The sequence below is a fragment of the Streptomyces sp. NPDC013157 genome, assembly GCF_042899865.1.
Taxonomy (GTDB): domain Bacteria; phylum Actinomycetota; class Actinomycetes; order Streptomycetales; family Streptomycetaceae; genus Streptomyces.
Genome location: NZ_JBIBAK010000033.1, coordinates 33,340 through 54,141, shown reverse-complemented (window position 1 = coordinate 54,141; position 20,802 = coordinate 33,340). Strand labels below are relative to the sequence as shown.

Sequence of the window (20,802 nt, the reverse complement as noted above, 5' to 3'; positions counted from 1 at the left end):
GCAGCCTGCGTTCGGTGACCTCGCCGAGCACATCGCTCTCGTGCGTGGCCACCGCGGCGGCCTTCGGCCACAGCTGACGCCTGTGACATTTCTCCGGCGGCGGCCCATCCACCAGGTCCGCCTTCCGTAAGGCAGTCCTTCGCCGATATCCGTCAGTTCGCCGCGGCCGACGCCCCGCTGCGGGCACGGCAGGTCCGCGAGGCGATGGACGTGGAGATCGCGCCCAACAACATCAACAAGACCCGCCCGAAACTCAAGCGGCTGACCGGGCGTGGCATCTTGGTCGAGACCGAACAATCTCTGCTGAGTCCTGGGTGACCTGCGTGATGGCTGCCTCGATGTCGAAGGCTCTGGAGCGTAGTTCGACGCCGGGGCCCAGGAGCGCCCAGTGGGCGCAGGCCCGTCCGTAGGGCATGCCGATGCTGCCGGGGTTGATCACAAGTCGGCCGTGGGCGAGGCGGACGAACGGCATGTGTGTGCCCGCAGACCACCGTGCGAATGCCGGTGTCAAGCCCGCTGAGGACTTCTCGCCAACGGTCGAGGCGTGAGTCGACCAGAACGACCTCCTCGTCGTCCCGAGGGGTGGCGTGACAGAACAGCACCTTTCCCAGGCCGCGTACTGGCAGAGAGCGCCGCCGCGTCATCGGCCTGCGCTTCCACGGTGTCCGGGGTCTGGCCACTGGAGCTTGCGACGCCTGTGTTGTCGAACAGAATGACCGGACGGTTCGCGGCCAGTCCGTCCGTCACCGCAGGATCCCAGTGATCCATGCCGCCACGGAAATGCTGCAGGAACATCAGCGGTGTGCCGGTCTCGGCGCCGAAGCGCCGGTAGGCGTACCGAATCCCGTTCGCCGTGACGAACCGCGTCGGAGCCGTCACACGGGAGAGAGGCGGTGTGTGAGTCGGTCGGGTCGTCGTCTTCGGCTCCTACTTCATCAGCCGCACGGGAGAACCCGCCTGGAACGCGGCGATGTCCTCGACGGAGTCCTGATAGAAAATCTCGTACAAGTCGCGGTTCACGAATCCGACGTGCCCCGTGAGCAGCGCGTTCGGCAGCGCCCGCAACGGGTGGTCCGCGGGTAGCGGCTCGGTGTCGTACACGTCGAGGGCGGCCGCTCGGATCGCGCCCTCACGCAGGACGTCGATCAGGGCGACCTCGTCGACGACCGGTCCGCGTGAGGTGTTGACCAGGACGGCCGAGGGCTTCATCGACCGGAGTTCCGCCGCGCCGACCAGCCCGCGTGTTCGCTTGCTGAGCAGTACGTGGATCGAGAGCACATCGCTTTCGGTGAAGAGTCGCTCCTTCGTCACCGCCCGCACGCCGTGCTCGGCGGCTGTTTCGGGGGTCAGGTTCCGACTCCATGCGATGGTGTCCATTCCGAAGGCCTGTCCGATCCGTGCTACTCCGGAGCCGACGCGACCGAGGCCCAGAATGCCGAGAGTCCTGCCGTGCAGCCCCTCGCCGACCGATACCTGCCAGCCGCCGGCGCGCATCGACTCCGCCTCGACGACCAGGTTTCTCGTGGCACCGAGGATCAGCGCCCAGGTGTGCTCGATGGTGGGGTGGGACTCATAGCGGGTCCCGCACACCGTGATGCCGAGTCTGTGGGCGGCCGTAAGGTCGATGGCGGCATTGGCCGGGCCGGTGCTGACCAGGAGCCGAAGGTCGGGCAGCCGCTCCAGGACCTCGGCCGGGAATCGCGTGCGCTCCCGCATGGCCACGAGCACGTCGAACCCGGCGAGGCTACGGACCACCTCGTCGGCATCGGCGAACGGCTCGGTGAAAACGACGACCTCGGCAACGAGCGATCCCCAGTCGGCCAGGCTCGTCGCGACGTTCTGATAGTCGTCGAGGATCGCGATCTTCATGCGGGTGGCCATGTCGGCAACCTCCGTATTTCGTCGAGGTGATGCGCCTGTCTTCGCGGGGTGGCGACGCGGCGTGGCTCAGGCGAGCAGGCCCAGGGCGCTGTACCAAAGGGGTCCCGGGTTGAGCCGGTCACCGTGGAGCTTCGACATCTCCTCGAAGAACTCCAGCGGCTCCGGCTTGCCGGCCAGGAGCCGGATCGCGTCGCGCAGGTACTGCCGGGTCTCGTCCAGGATCTTCGGGTCGTCGGGCAGGTCTGCCTTCTTGTGGCCGGCGACCACGTGGCGCGGATCGAGTGCGGCGAGCCGGTCGATGCCGTCCAGCCACGCCTGAAGGCCGCCGTCACCGCCTTCGAGCATCATTAGGTGCACGCCGTTGTAGACCACGTCCCCGGCGACGACGAGACCGATCGACGGCACGTGCAGGACGCTGGAGTCGTCGGTGTCGGTGTGACCGGTATCGACGGCCCGGAGGACTTGGCCCTCCAGCCGGAATCCCTCGGTCGGCACGGGCACGGCGAGGACCGGGGTGTTCTCCGGGACTCCGGGGAAGGTCTTCGCGAACCCCTTGTCCTTGCTCTCCAGTTGGCTGCGCATCTGCCGGATGGTGCCCTCGGTGGCGTACACCACGCTGTCGGCGTCGCCGAACTGTTCCAGCAGCGTCGCGGTGCCGAACCAGTGGTCGGGGTGGCCGTGGGTGACGTAGACGTACGCCAGACGCTTCCCTGAGCGCGCCAAGCCCTCGGCGACCTGCGCGATCTGGGTGTGAGTCAGCGGCGGGTCCACCAGGACCGCGTCGCGTTCTCCGGTGATCAGGGTGGATGAGATCGGCGAGGACACGATCCCGTCGCCGTTCGGCAGCTGAAGATCGATCTTCCGGGGAACGCCGTCAGAGACGAGGACTTCGTAGGACAGTTCGGGCATCGCGATACTTCTCTCGTGGCGGGGGCTGCCCCTCACCGAACGCGCGAATGAGCGGCGGTTTGCCTGGCGAGGGTGAGCACTATTGATCAGTGGATCTACATCCCACGGTGGAAACCCGTGGCGCGCGTTGCCGGCGTGCACGCGGTGGTCTGGAGAGTTCCGGCAGGTCAGGCCAGGCGCCGGGTTGTCATCGTCCCCGGCGGAATGGCCCTGATGCCGCTTCGAACGCCCTGCTACGGCTCGGCTCGCGTCCGCGCGGGACCCGCGACGGTGCGAGTTCCTCCGGAGATCGTCATGACCGGGCCACCTTGAGCAGGGTCTTTCCGCCGCGGACGACCTGCTCGATCGCCGTATGGATGTCATCGAGGTCGAACACGGCGCCTGGCGGAACGAACAGGGCTCCGCTCGCTACCAGGGGCGTGGCCTCGCGGATGACGGGGAGCACCTTTGTCGCGTAGTCGAAATGGCCGGCGAAGAATCCGTGTACCGTCGCGCGCTTGCCGATCAGGGTCAGTGCGTCGACGGACATCGGCTGTCCGGTCGCCGAGGCGTAGCTGACGAGCGCACCGCCCTCGGACAGCAGGTCGAGCAGGCGGGCGGGAGCGTCGCCGCCCACCGAGTCGACGGCGAGCCCGACCCGGGCATCGCCGATCGCCGTGCGAACCTCTTCGACCGCCGTCGCGCCGTCGAGGCGGACGATGTCCGCGCCGGCCGCGGTCAGTTCGGCGAACACGGACTCGTCCCGGACGAAGTTGATCGTCCGGAATCCGCGGGCCTTCGCCAGGGCGATCAGGGAACGTCCGACGCCGGAGTTCGCGGCGTTCTGCACGATCCAGTCCCCGGGCCTCAGGTCGGCGTACTCGCTCAGGATCAGACCGGCCGTGGGCGGATTGCTGCCCAGCATCGAGAACTGCTCGACGCTGCCTTCCGGCAGTCGGAACAGCCCGTCGGCGGGCAGCAGCAGCCGCTCGCGCCAGGCACCGGCGAACAGCGGCAGAACCACCAGGTCGCCCGCCGCGAGCGTGTCGACGCCGGGGCCCGCCTCGACAACCCGGCCGACACCCTCGTTGCCGAGGACCAGCGGGAGCGGTGGCCGCCCGAGCTCGCCCCTGACGACCTTGAGGTCGTGCAGGTTCAGCGGTGAGAACTCGACCGCGACCTTGACCTCGCCGGCGCCGGGAGCGTTCGGCTCCTGGAGATCGACGACGCGTACGACGTCCTCCGGCTTTCCGAACTGGGTGATCTGGACGGCACGCATAGGGACTCCCTTCCCGGTGAGAGGCGGCGAGCTCTTCGCCACAGTCAAAATGCACATTTTGCTTATGTCCGCCGCGGCATGTCCGTCGTCGGACGAGAGGGGGGAATGTCAGCGCCGCACGTACGGTGCGTCCGCCCTGGGGATCAGCTCCAGCGCCGACCGGGCCGTCTGCCGGAGCGTCGTGCCGTCGACACCCGCCTTGGCCATGTTGTCGATGCCCCTGATCACGCTCAGCAGCAGATATCCCAGGGCCGTGGCGTCGGCATGCTCGGCCACTTCTCCCGCGTCCTGGGCGTCGCGTATCGCGGACGCGAGGGCGCCGGCGAGATCCTCGAACGCGCGACGGGCCGTGGCCGCCACCGTGTCATCCTCTCCGGCGCGGTCCGCGGTGACCTTGCTGAGGAAGCATCCCCGGCGGGGCGACTCGGTCGCGAAGGCGTCGACGAGTGAGGCGACGTAGCGCTCCAGGCGGGCCATCGGCGAGGTGAGCACCGCGTGCGGGCCCTCCCGCAGCTCCTCGCGGGCCTGGGCGACGAGGCCCTGGCAGTAGTCGGAGAAGACGCGCACATAAAGGGAGTGCTTGTTGCCGAACGCCTTGTAGATGCTGCCCTTGCCCAGGCCGGTCGCTTCCATGAGGTCGTAGGTGGACGTGCCGTCGAATCCGGTGGTCCAGAACCGGTCGCGGACGACATCGAGCACGGTGGTCTCGTCGAAGCCTCGGTTTCGCCCCATGACCTCACAATACCTCATTGTGGTCCAGGTGGACCACAATGGTCGGCAACCCAGCCCTCCATGCCGGCACGGAGGGATCGCCTGACGCTCCTCGTTTTGTTGACCGACTGGACCACTTCATGGTTCCGTTGTGGTCCAGTCGGTCAACAAAGCCGCGTCAGTCGGCAAACCTGTGGAGGACTGATGACTCAGAGCCGAACGAAGACGGAGACGGAGCGGAACAAGGCCGCCGTCCTCGAATTCCTGACGACCGCGTTCAACTCGAAGGACTTCACCGCGCTGGACCGGTACCTGCACCCCGACCACCTCCAGCACAACCCGTTCATCCCGCCGGCCAGGGCCGGGCTGCGCACGTTCATCGCGGACCTGCCCGACGCCAGCCGGTACGAGCCGGGAGCGATCATCGCCGAGGGAGACCTGGTCATGATCCACGGCAGGTACTCCGGCAGCACCGAGACGCCCCTCCTGGCGGTCGACATCTTCCGCTTCGAGGAGGGCCTGGTGGTGGAGCACTGGGACGTCCTGCAGGACGAAGTGCCCGCGAAGGACACGGTGGCGGGCAACCACATGTTCACCAACCCGCAGGCCGGCCGGGCCTGAGGCACCGGACCGGCGAGGCGGGCGGCACGCGCCGCGCGGGCCATGACGGCGAGGGGCTCGACCCTCGCCGTGCCGGGCCGGCGGACGCTGTGCCGGTCCACTGTGGGCCACCGGCACGCGGAGGCATCATGAACATCGATCAGAATGAGGATTCGCTTTGACCACCTTGCTGGATCTTGTTGTCGAGGCCCATGGCGGCCTGGACCAGTGGCGACAGGCGCGCACGATCCGCGCCCGCGGGGCCATCGGCGGCGTCCTGTGGGACCTCCGCGGCCGGCCGGGCATCCTCGCCACGGCGGACATGGCGGCCGATGTGCAGCAGCAGCGCTTGGTGTTCGAAGGCTTCACCGGCCCGGACCTGCGGGGCGTCTTCACCCCCGAGCGCGTCACGATCGAGCGGAGGGACGGAGAGGTCGTCGCTGAGCGCACCTCTCCACGGGATGCCTTCACCTCCCAGGACCAGGACACCCCCTGGGACGATCTCCACGTGCTGTACTTCGCGGGCTACGCCATGTGGAACTACCTCACCGCCCCCTACCTGCTGACGCTCCCCGGCGTCGTGGTGGAGGAACTGGAGCCCTGGACCGAGGCCGGCCGGGATCTGCGACGGTTGCGGGCGACGTTCCCCGACACCCTCGCAACCCACGCCACAGAGCAGATCTTCCACTACGACGCCGCAGGCCTGCTGCGACGCCATGACTACGCTGCCGAGGTGCTCGGCAGCCCGCCGGCGGCGCATCTGTCGGAGAAGCACGAGACCGTGTCGGGGCTGGTCTTCCCGACCCACCGGTACGTGCTGCCCCTGGCGGCGGACGGGCGGGTCCTGCCGGAGCCGACGCTGATCACCATCGACCTGAACGAGATCTCTGTCGCCTGACCACGCCACGGGACCGTTCGGCACCGCCCTCTCGCGAAGACGGCCGGGCCGACCGAGGTGCTCCACAACCCCCGGCCCGGCTCCAACAACCGGCGGGGGCGGGCTGGATGCTCGCGCGGGACCTGGCGGCGTCGGCGCCGCCGCCCAGAGCAACCAGGACCAGGGAGCCGAGGGCGTACACAAGGCCGACCTCGCCACCGCCGCCGAACTCGGCAAGCGCGTCGTCGAGGTCGCCCGCGTCTACGCCGCAGGCCGCACCGCCCTCGCCGCCTGAGCGACCGACGCCGGGGCGGATGCGCGGCCCGGACGACGAGGGCGGTGCCCGACGAAGCGCACCGGCAACTACTCCGGACCGGACAGCAGCACCGCAGACTCGCGATCAGCGACGCGCAGCGACGCCATCATGAGGCGGTCGCTTGGTCTTGATCAACGGAACCGAGGTTGGCGCCCGAGATTGATCTTGAGCGATGGCGCTCTTCGGTACACCCCCCGGCTCCGACCGCGGGCTCAACGGGGCGGGCACGGTGTCGCCGGTCGGACGCCTGTCCATGGGTGAGTGGGGCTGCCGCATGGACAGGCGTGAGAGTGGGCCTCAAGCCGCTTCGAGGAAGGGGTAGTCGGTGTAGCCCTCGGCGCCCAGCCCGTAGAACAGTTCCGGCCGCGCCCTGCCCTGACAGCCCCGGTAAGACGTCGGCGGCGACCAGCGCCCGTCGGCGACACCCTCGCCCACGGCGAATCACAAGAGGTGGGCCTTCTCGCGGAAGCCTTCTCGCGGTAACTTACAGGGTACGAACGCGCCTTCCAACGTACCCGATATCGTCTTCCGGGGCGGTGAGGAGGCCGAAGCGTCGTCGCGCGCGGGCTGTCTCGTGCCGTCGACGATGCCGATGGCAGACCGCCGGCGACTCTGCGGCGTCAACCGGCCTCGCCACCTCCACCCTCAGCACCCTGAAGGAAGTGAAATGTCCGATATCCTCATCGACTACGACGTCGACGTGCCCATGTCCGACGGCACGATCCTGCGCGCGGACGTGTACCGGCCCGGAACAGGCCAAGGCCCCTGGCCCGTCCTGGTGCAGCGCAGCCCCTACGGCAAACGTGGGTTCATCACCAAGGATTTCATCGACGTGCTCAGCGTCGCGGCACACGGCTACATCGTGGTGCTGCAGGACACCCGCGGCCGCTTCGCATCGGAGGGCGCCTGGAAGCCGTTTGACTTCGAGGTCTCCGATGGCCGCGACACCGTCGAATGGGCCGCGAAGATTCCCGGCAGTATTGGGCTCGTCGGCATGTTCGGGATGAGCTACACCGGCAGCACACAGTGGACCGCCGCGATCTCCGGCGCACCCGCGCTGCGGGCCATCACGCCCGTGATGACGTGGTCGGAACCCCTGGACGGCATCCACCGGCGAGGCGGCGCGGCCGAGTTGGGGCTCAACGCGGTCTGGACGCTGATGACCGGTGCGAGTCACCTGCCGCGCCTGCATTCCGGTATGGAATTGGGGGCGGCGTTCCACTCACTCGTCACCGACTTCGACGGGCTGCGGGATCGCGGCTATTGGGAACTCCCCACCGGAAAACTGCCGCTCATCGACCGCTACGGCGGTCCGGATATCGGCACCCAGGCCGCCGTAGCCGATCCCGGCGCGGATTTTCCGCACCGCGTCCGCGGCAAGCATCATGACATCGCTGTTCCCTCGCTCAGCGTCGCCGGCTGGTACGACGTCTTCCTGCAGGGCACGCTCGACAACCACGTCGACAACCTGGCAGCGGGCAACACCGCCAAGTTGGTGATCGGGCCCTCGCAGCACACCGGCCTGCACACCTCGGGCGGCGGCGTGACCGGTGAGGTCAACTACGGCCTGGGCACCGCACCGACGAGCATGTTCGGCACATCCCTCACCGACCTGGAGGTGCGGTGGTTCGACCACTGGCTGAAGGGCCATGACACCGGCATGCTCGAGGAGCCACCGGTCAAGATCTTCGTGATGGGCACGAACGTGTGGCGCGATGAGAACGAATGGCCGCTCAGCCGGGCCGTGGACACGCCGTGGTTCCTGCAGCCCGGCGGCGGCCTCGCGACCAATGAACCGGCGCCCGAACTGGGCGAGACGCCCGACGACTACACCTACGACCCCGCCGATCCGGTGATCACGCGCGGCGGCAACCTGTTCATGTCCCCCGAGTTCCCGGCGGGACCGTTCGACCAGGCCGCAGCGGAGGCCCGGGACGATGTCCTGGTGTACACCAGCGAACCGCTCACCACCGACCTCGAGGTCACGGGCCGAATCCGCATGCGGCTGTACGCCGCCACCGACGCCCCGTCCACGGACTGGGTCGTGCGGCTGTGCGACGTCGACGAGAAGGGCGTGTCACGCAATCTCGCCGACGGCATCATCCGAATCCAGGCGGAACCCGATTCCGTCGGCGCCTACGACGTAGACCTGTGGTCCACCAGCAATGTCTTCCTCGCCGGGCACCGCATCCGGGTGCACGTCACCTCGAGCAACTTCCCACGGTGGGACCGCAACCCCAACACCGGCGAACCCGCCCACGAGGCGACCACCTTCCGCACCGCCCACCAGCGGATCTTCCGCGACCACGTGCGACCGTCCCACATCATCTTGCCGGTGATCCCCCAGTGACCCGGCCTCGGTGATTCAGCTGTCACCGAGTGATCTTGTCGAAGATCGAGAAAGGGTGCGCCCGGCCTGCAAGGATCTGAGTGTCTACGTCAGGATCCCTGCAGAATCGGGTGCACCCTTTCGGCGTCGAAGACTGTCGGACGGGACCGGCGGCCGGCCGTGTCCGCAAGCGCGAAGAACCCGGTCGGTCATGCGGAGGCGGTGCTGCTGCGGGCCTGCGCGGACCGGACCGGGCTGACGGCGGCGTTGTCGCAGGCCATGCCGTCCAGCACCACGGCGGGTTGGCGGGATCGGGGTGTCACGCTGGTCGGCACCGCGATCGGGATCGTCCTGGGGGCGGTGAACCCGGCCGACGCCGAACGGTTGTGGGCGCACCAGCCGACCGGGTTCGGGACGCCGGCCTCGGACTCCACGCTCCACCGGACCCTGACCGCGGTCGACGACATGATCCTGGCGAAGGTCGCCAAGGCCCGGGCCCGGGTACGGTTTCTGCTGGCAGGGTCATCGGCACGGGCACGCCGTCGCCGGCGGCCTCGAACTCGCCCTGGCCTGCGACGTCGTCGTCGCCGACGACACCACCCTCATTGGCGACAGCCACCTCAACCGCCGCCTGGTACATCCCGGCGGGTCCAGCGTCCGACTGCACGCCACCCGTGCCCAGGATCGACTCTCCGCCTCGGGCAGCGGGTGCCCCTGGGAGTCGTAGCGACGGGTGATCCCCCGGTCGGTGTCGTGTAGGCCGGCGGGGCATCCCGCCAGCACTGCCGTCGCCCGGACCACGGCCGCGACCGAGGCCCGCTCCTCGATCAGGCTGTCGAGTCATGTCCGCGGCAGTGCGAACATGACCCGTTGCTTGCCCTTCCCTCACGGCCCGGGGAGGGCGTCGACAGCGACCGGCCCCCGTCGCCGACACCGTTGCCTACGGCGAATCACCAGAGGTCAGCGTTCACGTGGTAATTGACAGGGTACGGACGTACCTCCTAACGTACCCACATCCGGGGCAATGCCGCCAGCTCGACGAGGAGCACCGATGCAGCACCTGTACGAGATAAAAGGACCAGTCGTGAGCGCCGCCGACCGGGTCTCCGAGCTGACCGCGGTCTTCGCGGCTCCGTCCCTCGACGTGGCTGGGCTGCTGTGCGACCGGCACCCCGCCGACCGCACAGCGTTCACCGTGGTCGACGGCGGCGGCAAGGCTTCGACGCTGCCGTACGGCGATCTCGCCGCAAACTCGCACCGGTACGCCCGGGCGCTGCAGGGGCTTGGCGTCGGTCCGGGTGACAGGGTGGCGACCCTGATGGGCAAGAGCACCGACCTGGTCACCGTCATCCTCGCGATCTGGCGGCTCGGCGCGGTCTACGTCCCGCTGTTCACCGCGTTCGCGCCCCAGGCCATCGCCCTGCGTCTGGAGGGCGCGGGTGCGCATGTAGTCGTCGTCGACCCGGACCAGCGCCACAAGCTCGACCCGGGCCCCGACATGCCGGGCGACCCCCAGCGCCGCATCGTCGTCACCGGAACTGGCACGTCGCGCGGTGACCTGTCGCTGGCCGACCTCGTCGCGGCCGCGTCCCCCGAGCCGGTCCCCGCCGTCACCACGAGCGGGGAAGGACCGCTGGTGCACATGTTCACCTCCGGCACCACCGGCAAGCCCAAGGGCGTCATCCACCCCGTCTCCTACATCGCGGGCTGGCAGATCTACCTGGAATACGGTCTCGGCGTCACCCCGGACAGCAGCTACTGGTGCGCCGCCGACCCCGGCTGGGCCTACGGACTGTACTCCGCCATCGTCGCGCCGCTGGCCGCCGGCATCCCCAGCCTGCTGCTGTCCGGCGGGTTCTCCGCCGAGACGACCTGGCGCACCCTCGCCGACCACCAGGTCACCGACTTCACCGCCGCCCCCACCGTCTACCGGGGTCTGCGCTCCTCATCGATACCCGTACCGCAAGGGCTGCGCCTGGAACGGGCATCCAGCGCGGGGGAGCCATTGACCCCCGAGGTCAACGAGTGGGCCGGCACCGCGCTCGGCCTGGCCGTGCACGACCACTTCGGCCAGACCGAGGTCGGCATGCCCCTAGCCAACCACCACCACCCCGAACTCGCCCGTCCCCTCAAGACGGGATCGATGGGTCGGCCGGTACCCGGCTGGAGCCTCACCGTCCTGGCCGACGAGAAGGACGAGCCGGCCGGACCGGGCGTGCTCGGCCGGGTCGCGATAGACGTCGCCGAAAGCCCGCTGATGACCTTCCGCGACTACCAGATCCCCGGGCAGAGTGGCTCCAAGTTCACCCCCGACGGCCGCTATTACCTCACGGGCGACGCCGGACGGGTCGACGCGGACGGAGACTTCTTCTTCTCCTCACGCGACGACGACGTCATCATCATGGCCGGTTACCGGATCGGGCCGTTCGAGATCGAGAGCGTCCTCGCCCAGCATCCTGCGGTCGCCGAGTGCAGCGTGATCGGCGCACCCGACGACGTCCGCGGCGAGGTCATCGAGGCGTACGTCGTCCTCCGCGACGGCCACGACGCCTCACCGGAACTGGCCACCGAGCTCAAGCAGTTGGTCAAGACCCGTTACGCCGCCCACGCCTACCCACGCACGATCCACTTCATCGACGCCCTGCCCAAGACGCCCAGCGGCAAGACCCAGCGCTACCTGCTGCGCAACCGCCGACGCACCGAACTTTCCAGCCGAGAGGCACAGTGACCGACACCGATCCCCTCATCGTCGAGCAACGCGGCCCCGTCCGATGGCTGCTGCTCAACCGCCCCGAGCGGCGCAACGCCCTCGACATCACCCTCGTAGAAGCCCTGGACAAGCAGATCACCAGCGCCGAGGCCGATCCCGATACGGCGGTCGTCGCGGTGGCGGGGAGGGGGCCGAGCTTCTGCGCCGGCGGAGACTTCCACCAGTTCCTCCAACTGCACGACCGCGGCGACAACCCGGTCGACTTCCTGACCGACGTGTCGGCCTGCTTCAGCCGTATCGCGGCCAGCCCGAAACCATGGGTCGCCGTGCTCCACGGTCACGCCGTCGCCGGGGGCCTCGAACTCGCCCTGGCCTGCGATGTCGTCGTCGCCGCCGACACCACCCTCATCGGCGACGGCCACCTCAACCGGCGCCTGGTACCGGCCGGCGGATCCAGCGTCCGGCTGCCGGACGCGGTCGGACGGGGCCTGTCCCGCTGGCTCCTGCTCACCGGCGAACTGCTCCCCGCGACCGCCTTCGCCCACACCGGCTGGATCCACGCGATCGTGCCCGCGGCCGACCTCGACGCCACCGCCACCCGCGTCTGCCACCAGCTGGCCGACCGCCACAGCCCCGCCCAGCAACACCTCAAGACACTGCTGCACCGGATCGACGGCATGCCCCCCGAGCAGGCCCTGCGCGAGGAACTGGCCGTCTTCGCCGACAACTGGCCGGCGAGCTCGGTGGCCGACGCCCTGCGTGACTTCCTCACTCCCCCCACCACGAAAGCAGACACCAAGTGAACCGCTACCAGGAACGCGTCGTCGCCATCACCGGGGCCGCACAGGGTCTCGGCCTCGCCATGGCAGCCCGGTTCGCCGCTGAAGGCGCCACCGTCGCGCTCGCCGACGTCAACGAACAGGCCCTCACCGCCGCCGCCGAAACCATCACCGACGCCCACGACACGAAACTCCGCACCGACGTGGTGGACGTGACCGACTCCGCCCGCGTCAACGCCTGGATCGACGGCGTCACCGCCGAACTCGGCCGCCTCGACGTGCTGGTCAACAACGCGGGCATCATCCGCGACAACCGCGTTGAGGACATCAGTGACGAGGACTGGCACGCAGTCGTCGGCGTCAGCCTCACAGGCGGCTTCCACTGCGCCCGGGCCGCGTTCGGCCCCATGAAACGCCAGGGCTACGGCCGCATCGTCAGCTTCTCCTCCATGTCATGGCGCGGGAACTTCGGCCAGACCAACTACGTGGCAGCCAAGGCCGGCATCGTCGGCATGACCCGCACCCTCGCACTCGAAGGCGCCCGCCACGGCATCACCGCCAACGCCATCGCCCCCGGCCTCATCGAGACCCCCATGCTCGCCTCCATGAACGGCCCCGCACGCGACAAACTCACCAACAAGATCCCCATGCGCCACACAGGCAAGCCCGAGGACATCGCCGAAGCCGCGGCCTTCCTCGCCAGCGAAGCCGCCGGCTACATCACCGGTGTCGTCCTGGACGTGGACGGCGGCATCTCCATCGGATCCTCCATCCGGTAAGCGCGAACAGGGCGGACGAGCAGGCGATCAACCGCTGCATGAGCCGTCGTCGTCCGGCCCAGCCACGCTGACCGGGCCGTAGTGACAATGGGACCGGAGGTACTGATGCAGGGTGTACTCGTCACCGCGTTCGAGGGTCCTGGACCCTGGTGGTACGAGAGCTTGCGGATCCGGAGGCTCAAGAGGGCCAGGTCCTCATCGATGGGACTGCGGTCCGCTGCTGCGGACATCGCCTGTTCCGACACCCTTGTCTGAACGTCGCTCACGGGGGCACTCCGGGCGGGTACGGTACGTTAGACGGTACGATAGTACCCATTTGGAAGGGTCGGAAGCCTTCCGGCCTGGACGACCACCCGCCGCTTCCGGCGGAGAAGCTCATGGGGGACTGCTGCGGTGACGGCCCAAACTGACTCGCGTGACCGACGCCCGCGCCGAAGTGCGCGCAGGCGGGTCGTCGACACCCGCCGGCGGGACGAACTGCTGCGCCAGGCCGAGACGATCATCCTGACCGAAGGCTTCACCGCGGTGACCATGGATGAGCTCGCCCAGCGACTGGGGTGCTCCAAGGCGACGCTGTACAGCCTCGCCTCCACGAAGGAACAGCTGGTCCTGGCGGTCACCCGTGCTTTCTTCCGGGATGCGACCGCCGAAATCGAACGGGCTGTCCAGGCCGAGCCCGACCCCAGGCAGCGCATCCGGGTCTATCTCGCCGGCGTCGGCACGGCCATGCGCCGCCACTCCAACGCCTTCTACGACGACATGGTGGGCTACGAACCGACGGCGCAGATCTACCGGACGAACTCCGCCGCAGCGGCGCGCCGGGTTCACGAACTGATCGAGGAGGGCGTGCAGACCGGCGCTTTCCGCGCGCTCAATGGCCATTTCGCCGCCCAGGTCGTGGCGGTCACCATCGACGCGGTCCAGTCGGGTGTCCTCCTGGAGAGGACCGGCCTGACCGCCGGCGACGCGTTCTCCGAGCTCGGTGACCTCCTGCTGGACGGGCTCAGTTCGGAGCAGGGCGCATTCGAGCCTCCGTCCACAGCTATGCGCTCGCCCGGGGGCCAGGTCTCGGCGCCCAGGTAAAGCCCGAGGAAGGGGGGCACCTCCCGGATCGTCTCTGACAGGCACCACCCCCGCATCCCACGACGTGCGCTCTCAATGCCTTCCGAGGGCAGACCTCGGACCCGTTTTCGACACAGGCGCGCGTCAGAGACCCGACCGACTTGGCGCCGATGAGCGTCGGCACGTTGCGCTGTCACGTCGTGGACGGTCCGGCTTTCACTACATGAGGGGCGCACGTGGGTGACTGGGACACGGACAGGAACTGGTGAAACTGGTGCACCTTGCGCGGCGGCAGGAACACCCGGCGGCCCTGCGCCGCTTGGCCGCCGCCCCCGCCACCCTGAACTCCCCCAGCCCGCCCGGCGGGGGCATCTCGGGCACCAGCAGGGACCCCTCACCCAGCCGCATCCCGCTGTGAACAAGACCATCGGCGAACAGGGCGTTGCGCTCGCCGTGCCGTCCCCGCCACGCCGGGTCAGCCCCGCCTTCCGGTACCTCCCCGCGCAGTCCCACGTTCTGCCACAACAGGTTGTCCTCGAAGGACACGAACCGCAACGGCTCGTTCTCTGGATCTTGCTCTTCGATGCCTTTGCGGGCGATGCGGTGGCGGATGCCTCGCTTGCGGAGCCATCGCGCACGGGCTGCGCATCACCCGGCTTTGCAAATCCACCGGAACGGCCATGCCGGAGCCGTGCACGAGCGGGCCGTGTCGGTTCTCTCAGCCGTCGCCGTCGGCGCTTTCGTCCTCGCTGCGGGCGATCCGCCACAGGAGCACGGCGACTGCGGCGCGTTGGCGTCCGCCGGGCTTCGTGACCGCGTAGCCGAGCTGGGTCGACAGCCAGGACAGGCGTTCTTGCAGGGTCGAGTGGTGGAGGTGGAGGCCGGTCGCGGCCTGCCGCAGACTCGCCTGGTCGAGCACTGCCTGGGGGGTGTCGATCACCCAGGGATGGGTGACCGGCACCTGGTCCAGGCGGTGCACGTCGGTGGTGGTACTTGTCGTGGTCGTAGCCGCGGTCGGCAAGGAGCGCGTCGGGCCGGTGTCTGGGCCGGCCCACGACTCCGGCGACGGCCGGGATCTTGTGGAGCAGGGGCAGGAGCCGGGTGACGTCGTTGCGGTTTCCGCCGGTCAGCGACACCGCGAGCGGGATGCCCTGGGCGTCGGTGACGACGTGGTGCTTGCTGCCCGGCCGTGCGCGATCGACCGGGCTGGGTCCGCTTTTGGGCCGGGTCGGGCGGCCCGGACGTGGGAGGAGTCGATCACCGCCCGTGACCAGTCCAACTTCTTCGCGGCCCGCAGCTTGTTCAGCAGCACCAGGTGCAGTGCGTCCCACACGCCGGCCTCGTTCCAGGCGGCCAGACGCCCCCAGCACGTCATCCCCGAACCGAAGCCCAGCTCCTGCGGCAGGTACTCCCACTGGATGCCGGTATGCAGCACGAACAGAATCCCGCACAACGCCTGCCGGTCCGGCACCCGCGGCCGACCCTCGACCACCTTCGGCGCCGGCTCAGGCAGCAACGACTCGACGAGCGACCACAATTCATCTCAATGGCTGCGTTGTGATACTCCCAGCCATAGGTAATCCACAGATTAGGACGATGGTCCTGCAAAGAGGGACGGTAGCCCCAGAAAGCGGCACCTGACCATAGACGCGGCCACTCGGTTCACATTCATAGGAGTTACTCACTCCGCCTCGAACCTTGTGGCTGCGCAGGATTGACCTTTTCGAACCACCAGTCATACGCTCACCTCTAGTCCTAAATATAGGGATCGTGTTCTGAAATTCAGGATCACATCGTTCATGACAAGGAGGGGTGTCCATGTGGGACCCCAACAACATGTTTCTCAACGGGCCTTACGCACCCTGGCGAGAAGAGGGTGAGGCATTCGATCTGGAGATCGATGGCCGGCTCCCGGACGAGCTGAACGGTGCGCTGTACCGGGTGGGCGCGAACCCTATGTACCGGCCTAAGGATCCGAGCCGCTACCACTGGTTCGAGGGTGACGGCATGGTCCACGCCCTCTTCCTGCGCGACGGCAGGGCGAGCTACCGCAACCGCTACGTGGAGACCGTCGGCCTGCAGCGGGAGAGGCAGGAGGGCCGGTCCCTCTACGGCGGTTTCATGAACCCCAGTGAATTCCCCCTGCCGCCCGGTACCTTTCCGAAAAACCTCGCCAACACGCACGTGCCCCTCTTCGACAACCGCCTGCTGGTCTTCTGCGAGGCTGACGTTCCGCACGCAGCGGACCCCCCCTGACGGCCCACCACAAGATCGATCCAGCCAACGGCGACATCCTCACCTTCGGCAACAGGGGGGGCACGGTCACCTGGTTCCGGGCCGACCGCCGCGGGCAGGTCCTCGACCTTCACACGGTCGACCTGGGCGTCCCCACCTTCACCCATGACTACGCCGTCACCACCGACTACGCGATCTTCCTGGTGAATCCGGCGATGGTCCGCTTCGAGCACTATCTCAAGGGTGTCCCGTCCACGGTTTGGGAGCCGGAAACACTGGACACGTGCCGCTGGGCTGTCCTGCATCGCAGGACAGGCGAGGTAACGTGGATCGAGGCGCCCGGCTCCTTCACGGAGACCCACTTCCTCAACGCCTACCAGGACGGCTCCAAGATCGTCGTCGACGGGCACCGCACCCCCCGTTTCGGCCCCACCTGGAGGGAGTTGGAGTCACCGCCGCCGGGTGGGGACTGGAACTATTGGTTCAAGAACATTGTCGCCACCCCCTGGCGCTGGGAACTCGACCTCGCCACCGGGAAGACGAAGGACAGCCAGGTCAACGACATCCTCGGTGAGTTCCCCCGGATCAACGATCAGCGGACCGGCCAGCGCCACCGATACGGCTACTACGCGACGACACGGGGAACCGGCGACTGGTTCATCGACGGCCTGGCCAAGCACGACTACCTCACGGGCGAGACGTCGATGCAGACAGCCGACGGTGTGCTGACCTCCCCCAGCGAACCTGAGTTCGTGCCCCGCCCCGGAGCCACGGCCGAGGACGACGGCTGGCTGCTGTCGACTTGGTGGGACCCCACCACTGACCGCAGCGAGGTCATCGTTCAGGAGGCCCAGGACTTCACAGCCGCGCCCATCGCCCGGATCAAGCTCAACCACCGAGTTCCCCTGACAACCCACGGCAGTTGGTCGGACGCAGCTGATCTCGACGCCGCCATACGCGGCTCCTGAGTCCCAGGCATCCACTGCCTGGCGGAGCGACGAAGCTTCCCGCCGGTCAGTGGACGCCCCACCCACGGCCGCCCCGGTCGCCGGATCAAGCTGAACCATCGTGTCCCCCTGAGATTCACGGCAACTGGCCGGACGCTGCCGAGCCCGACGCCGCCCTGTTCTCTGCACCGCCTGAGGCGCGGCGATCGAGTGGGCCGATCGAGTGACGAAGCACACCGCGGCCCGCGGATGCCCGTGTTCGGCTCACCTCAGCAGCTTCCTCGTAGGACTCGGCTGCGCCGCTCCCCGGTCCAGCTTGTCTTCTCGGCACACGGCAAGAGCACCTCCGAACTGCAAGGCCTTCGCTCAGGCCGGTTCTGTGCCCTTGCCGGCCCCGTCTTCCGAGAGCGTCCCGTGTTTGCTCACGCTTCGTAGTCGGCGAGGTGGACGAGGGCGGCGGTCTCGAGGCGTCGTCGGGGCTGCCCTCCCCCTGGCCGGTGTGCAGCAACTGAGGCGTGTATGAGTCAGAGGCGGGACCGTAGCGGGCGAGTCCCAGCGGTCCCCGTCGAGGTACTCGATGCGGCACGGCGGATGCGTTCTTGTCGGTCGTCCGGGCCGACCAGGGACGCGAATTAGCCGAAGGAGCCGCGCCAGCGCGTGGCGGCCTCGGTCAGGGTCGGCCAGCGGAACGCACCAACTCGGCCACCTTCATCGCACCCGACCGCTCGCGGTCACTCAGACCGCCGAGCCCGTGCGCGGCGAACCGGCCGCGCCAGCAGCGGACCGTGTCCACGTGCATGCCGGTCTCGCGAGTGATGCTCACTCGTCTCGCGCAAACCACAGGAAGTCGAAGAACGTACGCAGATCACGAGCGTGGGCAGCCTGCGTGTTCCACGGCGATGACGCCAGCCACACCGAGAAGTATCGGTTCAGTTCGACGTCGTACTCGCCCTTCGGGCTGAGCAGGAACGGCTGCCCCTCCGGCACGCCCCGTTCGTCCAACCATCCATCGAGTCCGGCGAACAGCGAGGCCGAACTCCCGATGAACGGCGTCACTTCGCGTGGCCGTGCCAGCTCCCGGCGAGTGAAGTGCACCCGCCATCCCGTGATCGACATGGCGCCGGACTCTATCCCGCGGACAGTTCAACAGCGCATAAATCAAGCTGATGGTTCTCGGCGAACGTGCAGGTCATCATCGACGCCGACACACGCCTGGTCGTGGCGACCGCCCGGCCGGCCCCGGGCAACAAGGCAGACGCCCATGTCTGGCGCAGCTCCGTCCTGCCAGAGCAGTGCCGGGGCCTCACCGTGCTCGGCGACGGTGCCTACATCAACACCGGCCTGGTCGTCCCGCACCGCCAACGACCCGGCCGGCCTCTGCTGACCGGCGAGGAACCGGACCGCGCGGAACATCGCCGTGTCCGCGCGCGGGTCGAGCACGGGATCGGTCGTCTGAAGAACTACAAGATCCTCCATGACTGCCGACAGCACGGCGACGGCCTCCACCACGCGGGCCAGGCCTTCGCGCACATGCACAAGCTCGCCCTGGCCGCGTGTCCATGGCTGCTGTCCAACGCCGTGTGCGCCGATAACGCTCGTCGTTGACCGTTTCAGACTCGTCGGCAGGAGAACTTGATCACTTGGAACGCAGTCCCGCCAAAGGCTCGGTCGCTGCCTGCCCGACCTGGCGGAGAAAGGCATCGATGCGATCGTTCGCCTGATCCGCAAGCGAGAGAGGGAATGAGGTGAAGCCATGTACGCCGCCGGGGTAGATGGCCAGCCCGGCCGGGCTGCCGGCCGCGATCCAGCGGGCGTGCATGAACAACGAGTCGTCCAGGAACGGGTCCAGGGTGCCCACCGTGAACAGCGCCGCCGGGAGATCCCGCAGATCCGCGAACAGGGGGGACAGATCCGGGTCCTGGCGTTGTTCGCTGCGGGGCGCGACCGCATCGGTACACGCTCGGATGATATCGATTGAAACCGGTACCGCGCCAACGCCCAGCAGCGTCTGGCTCGGAGTCATCGAGAGATCGAAGTTCCCGAAGACCAGGTTCGCCGCTTGGAAGCCGGTGCACCCACGCCGTGCGCGCAGCCGGACCAGGACGGCGGCCGCGAGGGTCGCACCTGCCGATTCGCCGCCGATCGCGAGCGCATTCGTTCCGAATACCGACTGAGCGTTCTCGATAAGCCATATCGCCGCGGCCTCGGCGTCATCCCATGCCGCCGGGTGAGGGTGCGTGGGGGCCAGTCGGTAGTCCACGTCGATGCAGGCGAGGTCGGTGTTCCGCGCTATCCGCTCCATCACCTGATCCGACTGCGCCGCGCTGCCTCCGACGAAACCGCCGCCGTGGAAGTGCAGATAGACACCCTTGGGGCGGTCCGGAGCGATGACTCGCAGAGCCAGTTCGTGGCCGCCCTTTCCCGTTATCCGGATGGTGCGCGCACGTTCCGAAGGCGGCGTGGGAGGCACTGGAAGGCCGCCACGCCCGCCCGCCACGGGACCATGCAGGCCCTTCAGCCGTTCGCGAAGCTGCAGGTTGAAATCGGCAGTTTCCGGTGTGATCGCTTCTGCCCGGAACAACGTCCCATCAAGCCCGCTTGCCCGATCCAACCCGAACGTCGTCATCGCGACCCCGAACCGCTGAGGAGAGCCGAGGATTCCGTAGCGTTCACGCCGATTCTGCGGACCGCAGGCCAGCTCTTGGTCTCGGGCAGACAATGCTCGGCGTGACACTGCCTGTCGCACACCCCCTCCCCGTCAGGCCTTTCACCGAGGAACAGCTGGGGCCGCGTTGGCGCACAACACGTGGAACCGGGAGAAGGCCCGCCCGGCCTCATCGGCCGCACAGGACCAGGCCTCGTGGTCGACCGCATCCGGTTTGACGGGCCAGAACTCAGCTCCTCACACCGCCAGGGCTTCTTCAGCCCCTGCCAGACGGTCGTCCCTGATGTCCGCGCCGACGCCGTCCCCGGACCAATACCACTACCAGCTCCGGCGGTGAAGGCAACCTTGCCTGCAAGGTCTCTCATGTGCGCACGACCTCCTTGTCAAGCACGCCACAATGTCCTGCATAATCGAACTGTACTCTCGATTAGCAGGACAAGTGAAGTCGAGAAGGCACCACGCGTCAAGTTTCGCTCCCCACGCCTTGGACAAAGGTGTCTCGCACAGCGACATCGGACGAACCTTCGCGGCGCTTCAGGTCTTCGCCGGGGAGATCACCGGCTGGTCTCCGCCACGGAGTTCAAGGGTGCGCTCACACCACGTCGGCCACCGGTCTCGTCCGCATCTGCCTCGAACTGGTGCGAGTGGCCGAGGCCGGCCGATCAGACATTCGCGCCCGACTGAGACCGATGATGGAGAACCGGCCCAGGCGCTTGGGGAAACCCACGGCACTCGCTGCGGCAC

18 protein-coding genes and 4 pseudogenes are annotated in these 20,802 nt (G+C 68.1%); 10 read left to right on the top strand and 12 right to left on the bottom strand.

All coding sequences use genetic code 11. The annotated features are described in order from the left end of the window. Positions 1-304: 304 nt before the first annotated feature. The 5 genes and pseudogenes from ACFY6U_RS51480 to ACFY6U_RS51460 form a co-directional block, all read right to left on the bottom strand. Positions 305-632: pseudogene (locus tag ACFY6U_RS51480) on the bottom strand (metallophosphoesterase family protein); the annotation flags it as partial. Between the two features lie 295 nt (positions 633-927). Next, entirely contained in the window at positions 928-1,881 is a 954-nt protein-coding gene (locus ACFY6U_RS51475; protein ID WP_390049990.1) for a D-2-hydroxyacid dehydrogenase family protein, read from the bottom strand. 66 nt (positions 1,882-1,947) lie between these two features. Further along, a complete protein-coding gene (locus ACFY6U_RS51470; RefSeq protein ID WP_390049988.1) occupies positions 1,948-2,790 on the bottom strand; it encodes an MBL fold metallo-hydrolase in 843 nt (280 codons plus the stop codon). A 292-nt stretch (positions 2,791-3,082) separates the two neighbouring features. Beyond that, the gene (locus tag ACFY6U_RS51465; protein WP_390049986.1) at positions 3,083-4,048 is read right to left on the bottom strand and encodes a zinc-dependent alcohol dehydrogenase family protein; all 966 of its coding nucleotides are present in this window, start codon (positions 4,046-4,048) and stop codon (positions 3,083-3,085) included. A 108-nt stretch (positions 4,049-4,156) separates the two neighbouring features. Beyond that, positions 4,157-4,780: a TetR/AcrR family transcriptional regulator gene (locus ACFY6U_RS51460; protein ID WP_390049984.1), complete on the bottom strand. Its 624-nt coding sequence runs from the start codon at positions 4,778-4,780 to the stop codon at positions 4,157-4,159. Between the two features lie 183 nt (positions 4,781-4,963). Between ACFY6U_RS51460 and ACFY6U_RS51455 the strand changes: the two genes are divergently transcribed. Next, positions 4,964-5,380: a nuclear transport factor 2 family protein gene (locus ACFY6U_RS51455; protein WP_390049982.1), complete on the top strand. Its 417-nt coding sequence runs from the start codon at positions 4,964-4,966 to the stop codon at positions 5,378-5,380. A 157-nt stretch (positions 5,381-5,537) separates the two neighbouring features. Then, on the top strand, positions 5,538-6,257 hold the full coding sequence (locus ACFY6U_RS51450) for a hypothetical protein (RefSeq protein WP_390049980.1): 720 nt from the start codon (positions 5,538-5,540) through the stop codon (positions 6,255-6,257). A gap of 592 nt (positions 6,258-6,849) precedes the next feature. Here the strand turns inward: ACFY6U_RS51450 and ACFY6U_RS51445 are convergent. Then, on the bottom strand, positions 6,850-6,987 hold the full coding sequence (locus ACFY6U_RS51445; RefSeq protein WP_390049979.1) for a hypothetical protein: 138 nt from the start codon (positions 6,985-6,987) through the stop codon (positions 6,850-6,852). A gap of 271 nt (positions 6,988-7,258) precedes the next feature. Between ACFY6U_RS51445 and ACFY6U_RS51440 the strand changes: the two genes are divergently transcribed. After that, positions 7,259-8,902, top strand: coding sequence for a CocE/NonD family hydrolase (locus ACFY6U_RS51440; protein ID WP_390049978.1), 1,644 nt, complete (start codon positions 7,259-7,261; stop codon positions 8,900-8,902). A 188-nt stretch (positions 8,903-9,090) separates the two neighbouring features. On the opposite strand, the gene ACFY6U_RS51435 is transcribed toward ACFY6U_RS51440, so the two are convergent. Further along, positions 9,091-9,348: a hypothetical protein gene (locus ACFY6U_RS51435; RefSeq protein WP_390049977.1), complete on the bottom strand. Its 258-nt coding sequence runs from the start codon at positions 9,346-9,348 to the stop codon at positions 9,091-9,093. Between the two features lie 617 nt (positions 9,349-9,965). Here ACFY6U_RS51435 and ACFY6U_RS51430 point away from each other — a divergent pair. The 5 genes from ACFY6U_RS51430 to ACFY6U_RS51410 all read left to right on the top strand — a co-directional run bounded on the left by ACFY6U_RS51430 (position 9,966) and on the right by ACFY6U_RS51410 (position 14,629). After that, entirely contained in the window at positions 9,966-11,609 is a 1,644-nt protein-coding gene (locus tag ACFY6U_RS51430) for an AMP-binding protein (RefSeq protein WP_390049975.1), read from the top strand. After that, complete coding sequence (locus ACFY6U_RS51425; RefSeq protein ID WP_390049974.1) at positions 11,606-12,394, top strand: enoyl-CoA hydratase/isomerase family protein; 789 nt, start codon at positions 11,606-11,608, stop codon at positions 12,392-12,394. Before ACFY6U_RS51430 ends, ACFY6U_RS51425 begins: the two co-directional genes overlap by 4 nt. Next, positions 12,391-13,149: an SDR family oxidoreductase gene (locus tag ACFY6U_RS51420; RefSeq protein WP_390049972.1), complete on the top strand. Its 759-nt coding sequence runs from the start codon at positions 12,391-12,393 to the stop codon at positions 13,147-13,149. The genes ACFY6U_RS51425 and ACFY6U_RS51420 overlap by 4 nt, the downstream gene beginning before the upstream one ends. Before the next feature lie 393 nt (positions 13,150-13,542). After that, a complete protein-coding gene (locus tag ACFY6U_RS51415; RefSeq protein WP_390049970.1) occupies positions 13,543-14,232 on the top strand; it encodes a TetR/AcrR family transcriptional regulator in 690 nt (229 codons plus the stop codon). A 244-nt stretch (positions 14,233-14,476) separates the two neighbouring features. Continuing rightward, on the top strand, positions 14,477-14,629 hold the full coding sequence (locus tag ACFY6U_RS51410; protein WP_390049968.1) for a hypothetical protein: 153 nt from the start codon (positions 14,477-14,479) through the stop codon (positions 14,627-14,629). A 300-nt stretch (positions 14,630-14,929) separates the two neighbouring features. Here ACFY6U_RS51410 and ACFY6U_RS51405 read toward each other — a convergent pair whose 3' ends face one another. Next, positions 14,930-15,190, bottom strand: coding sequence for a helix-turn-helix domain-containing protein (locus ACFY6U_RS51405; protein ID WP_390049966.1), 261 nt, complete (start codon positions 15,188-15,190; stop codon positions 14,930-14,932). Between the two features lies 1 nt (position 15,191). Continuing rightward, a pseudogene (locus ACFY6U_RS51400) lies at positions 15,192-15,748 on the bottom strand (IS5 family transposase); the annotation flags it as partial. Between the two features lie 281 nt (positions 15,749-16,029). On the opposite strand from ACFY6U_RS51400, the pseudogene ACFY6U_RS51395 reads away from it, so the two are divergent. After that, positions 16,030-17,414: pseudogene (locus tag ACFY6U_RS51395) on the top strand (carotenoid oxygenase family protein). A 649-nt stretch (positions 17,415-18,063) separates the two neighbouring features. Here the strand turns inward: ACFY6U_RS51395 and ACFY6U_RS51390 are convergent. Next, positions 18,064-18,192, bottom strand: coding sequence for a helix-turn-helix domain-containing protein (locus ACFY6U_RS51390; RefSeq protein ID WP_390050013.1), 129 nt, complete (start codon positions 18,190-18,192; stop codon positions 18,064-18,066). A gap of 20 nt (positions 18,193-18,212) precedes the next feature. Continuing rightward, positions 18,213-18,509: a hypothetical protein gene (locus ACFY6U_RS51385; RefSeq protein WP_390049964.1), complete on the bottom strand. Its 297-nt coding sequence runs from the start codon at positions 18,507-18,509 to the stop codon at positions 18,213-18,215. A 54-nt stretch (positions 18,510-18,563) separates the two neighbouring features. Here ACFY6U_RS51385 and ACFY6U_RS51380 point away from each other — a divergent pair. Continuing rightward, positions 18,564-18,998, top strand: a pseudogene (locus ACFY6U_RS51380) (transposase family protein); the annotation flags it as partial. 31 nt (positions 18,999-19,029) lie between these two features. On the opposite strand, the gene ACFY6U_RS51375 reads toward ACFY6U_RS51380, so the two are convergent. Further along, the gene (locus ACFY6U_RS51375; protein ID WP_390049963.1) at positions 19,030-20,019 is read right to left on the bottom strand and encodes an alpha/beta hydrolase; all 990 of its coding nucleotides are present in this window, start codon (positions 20,017-20,019) and stop codon (positions 19,030-19,032) included. Positions 20,020-20,802: the final 783 nt, after the last annotated feature.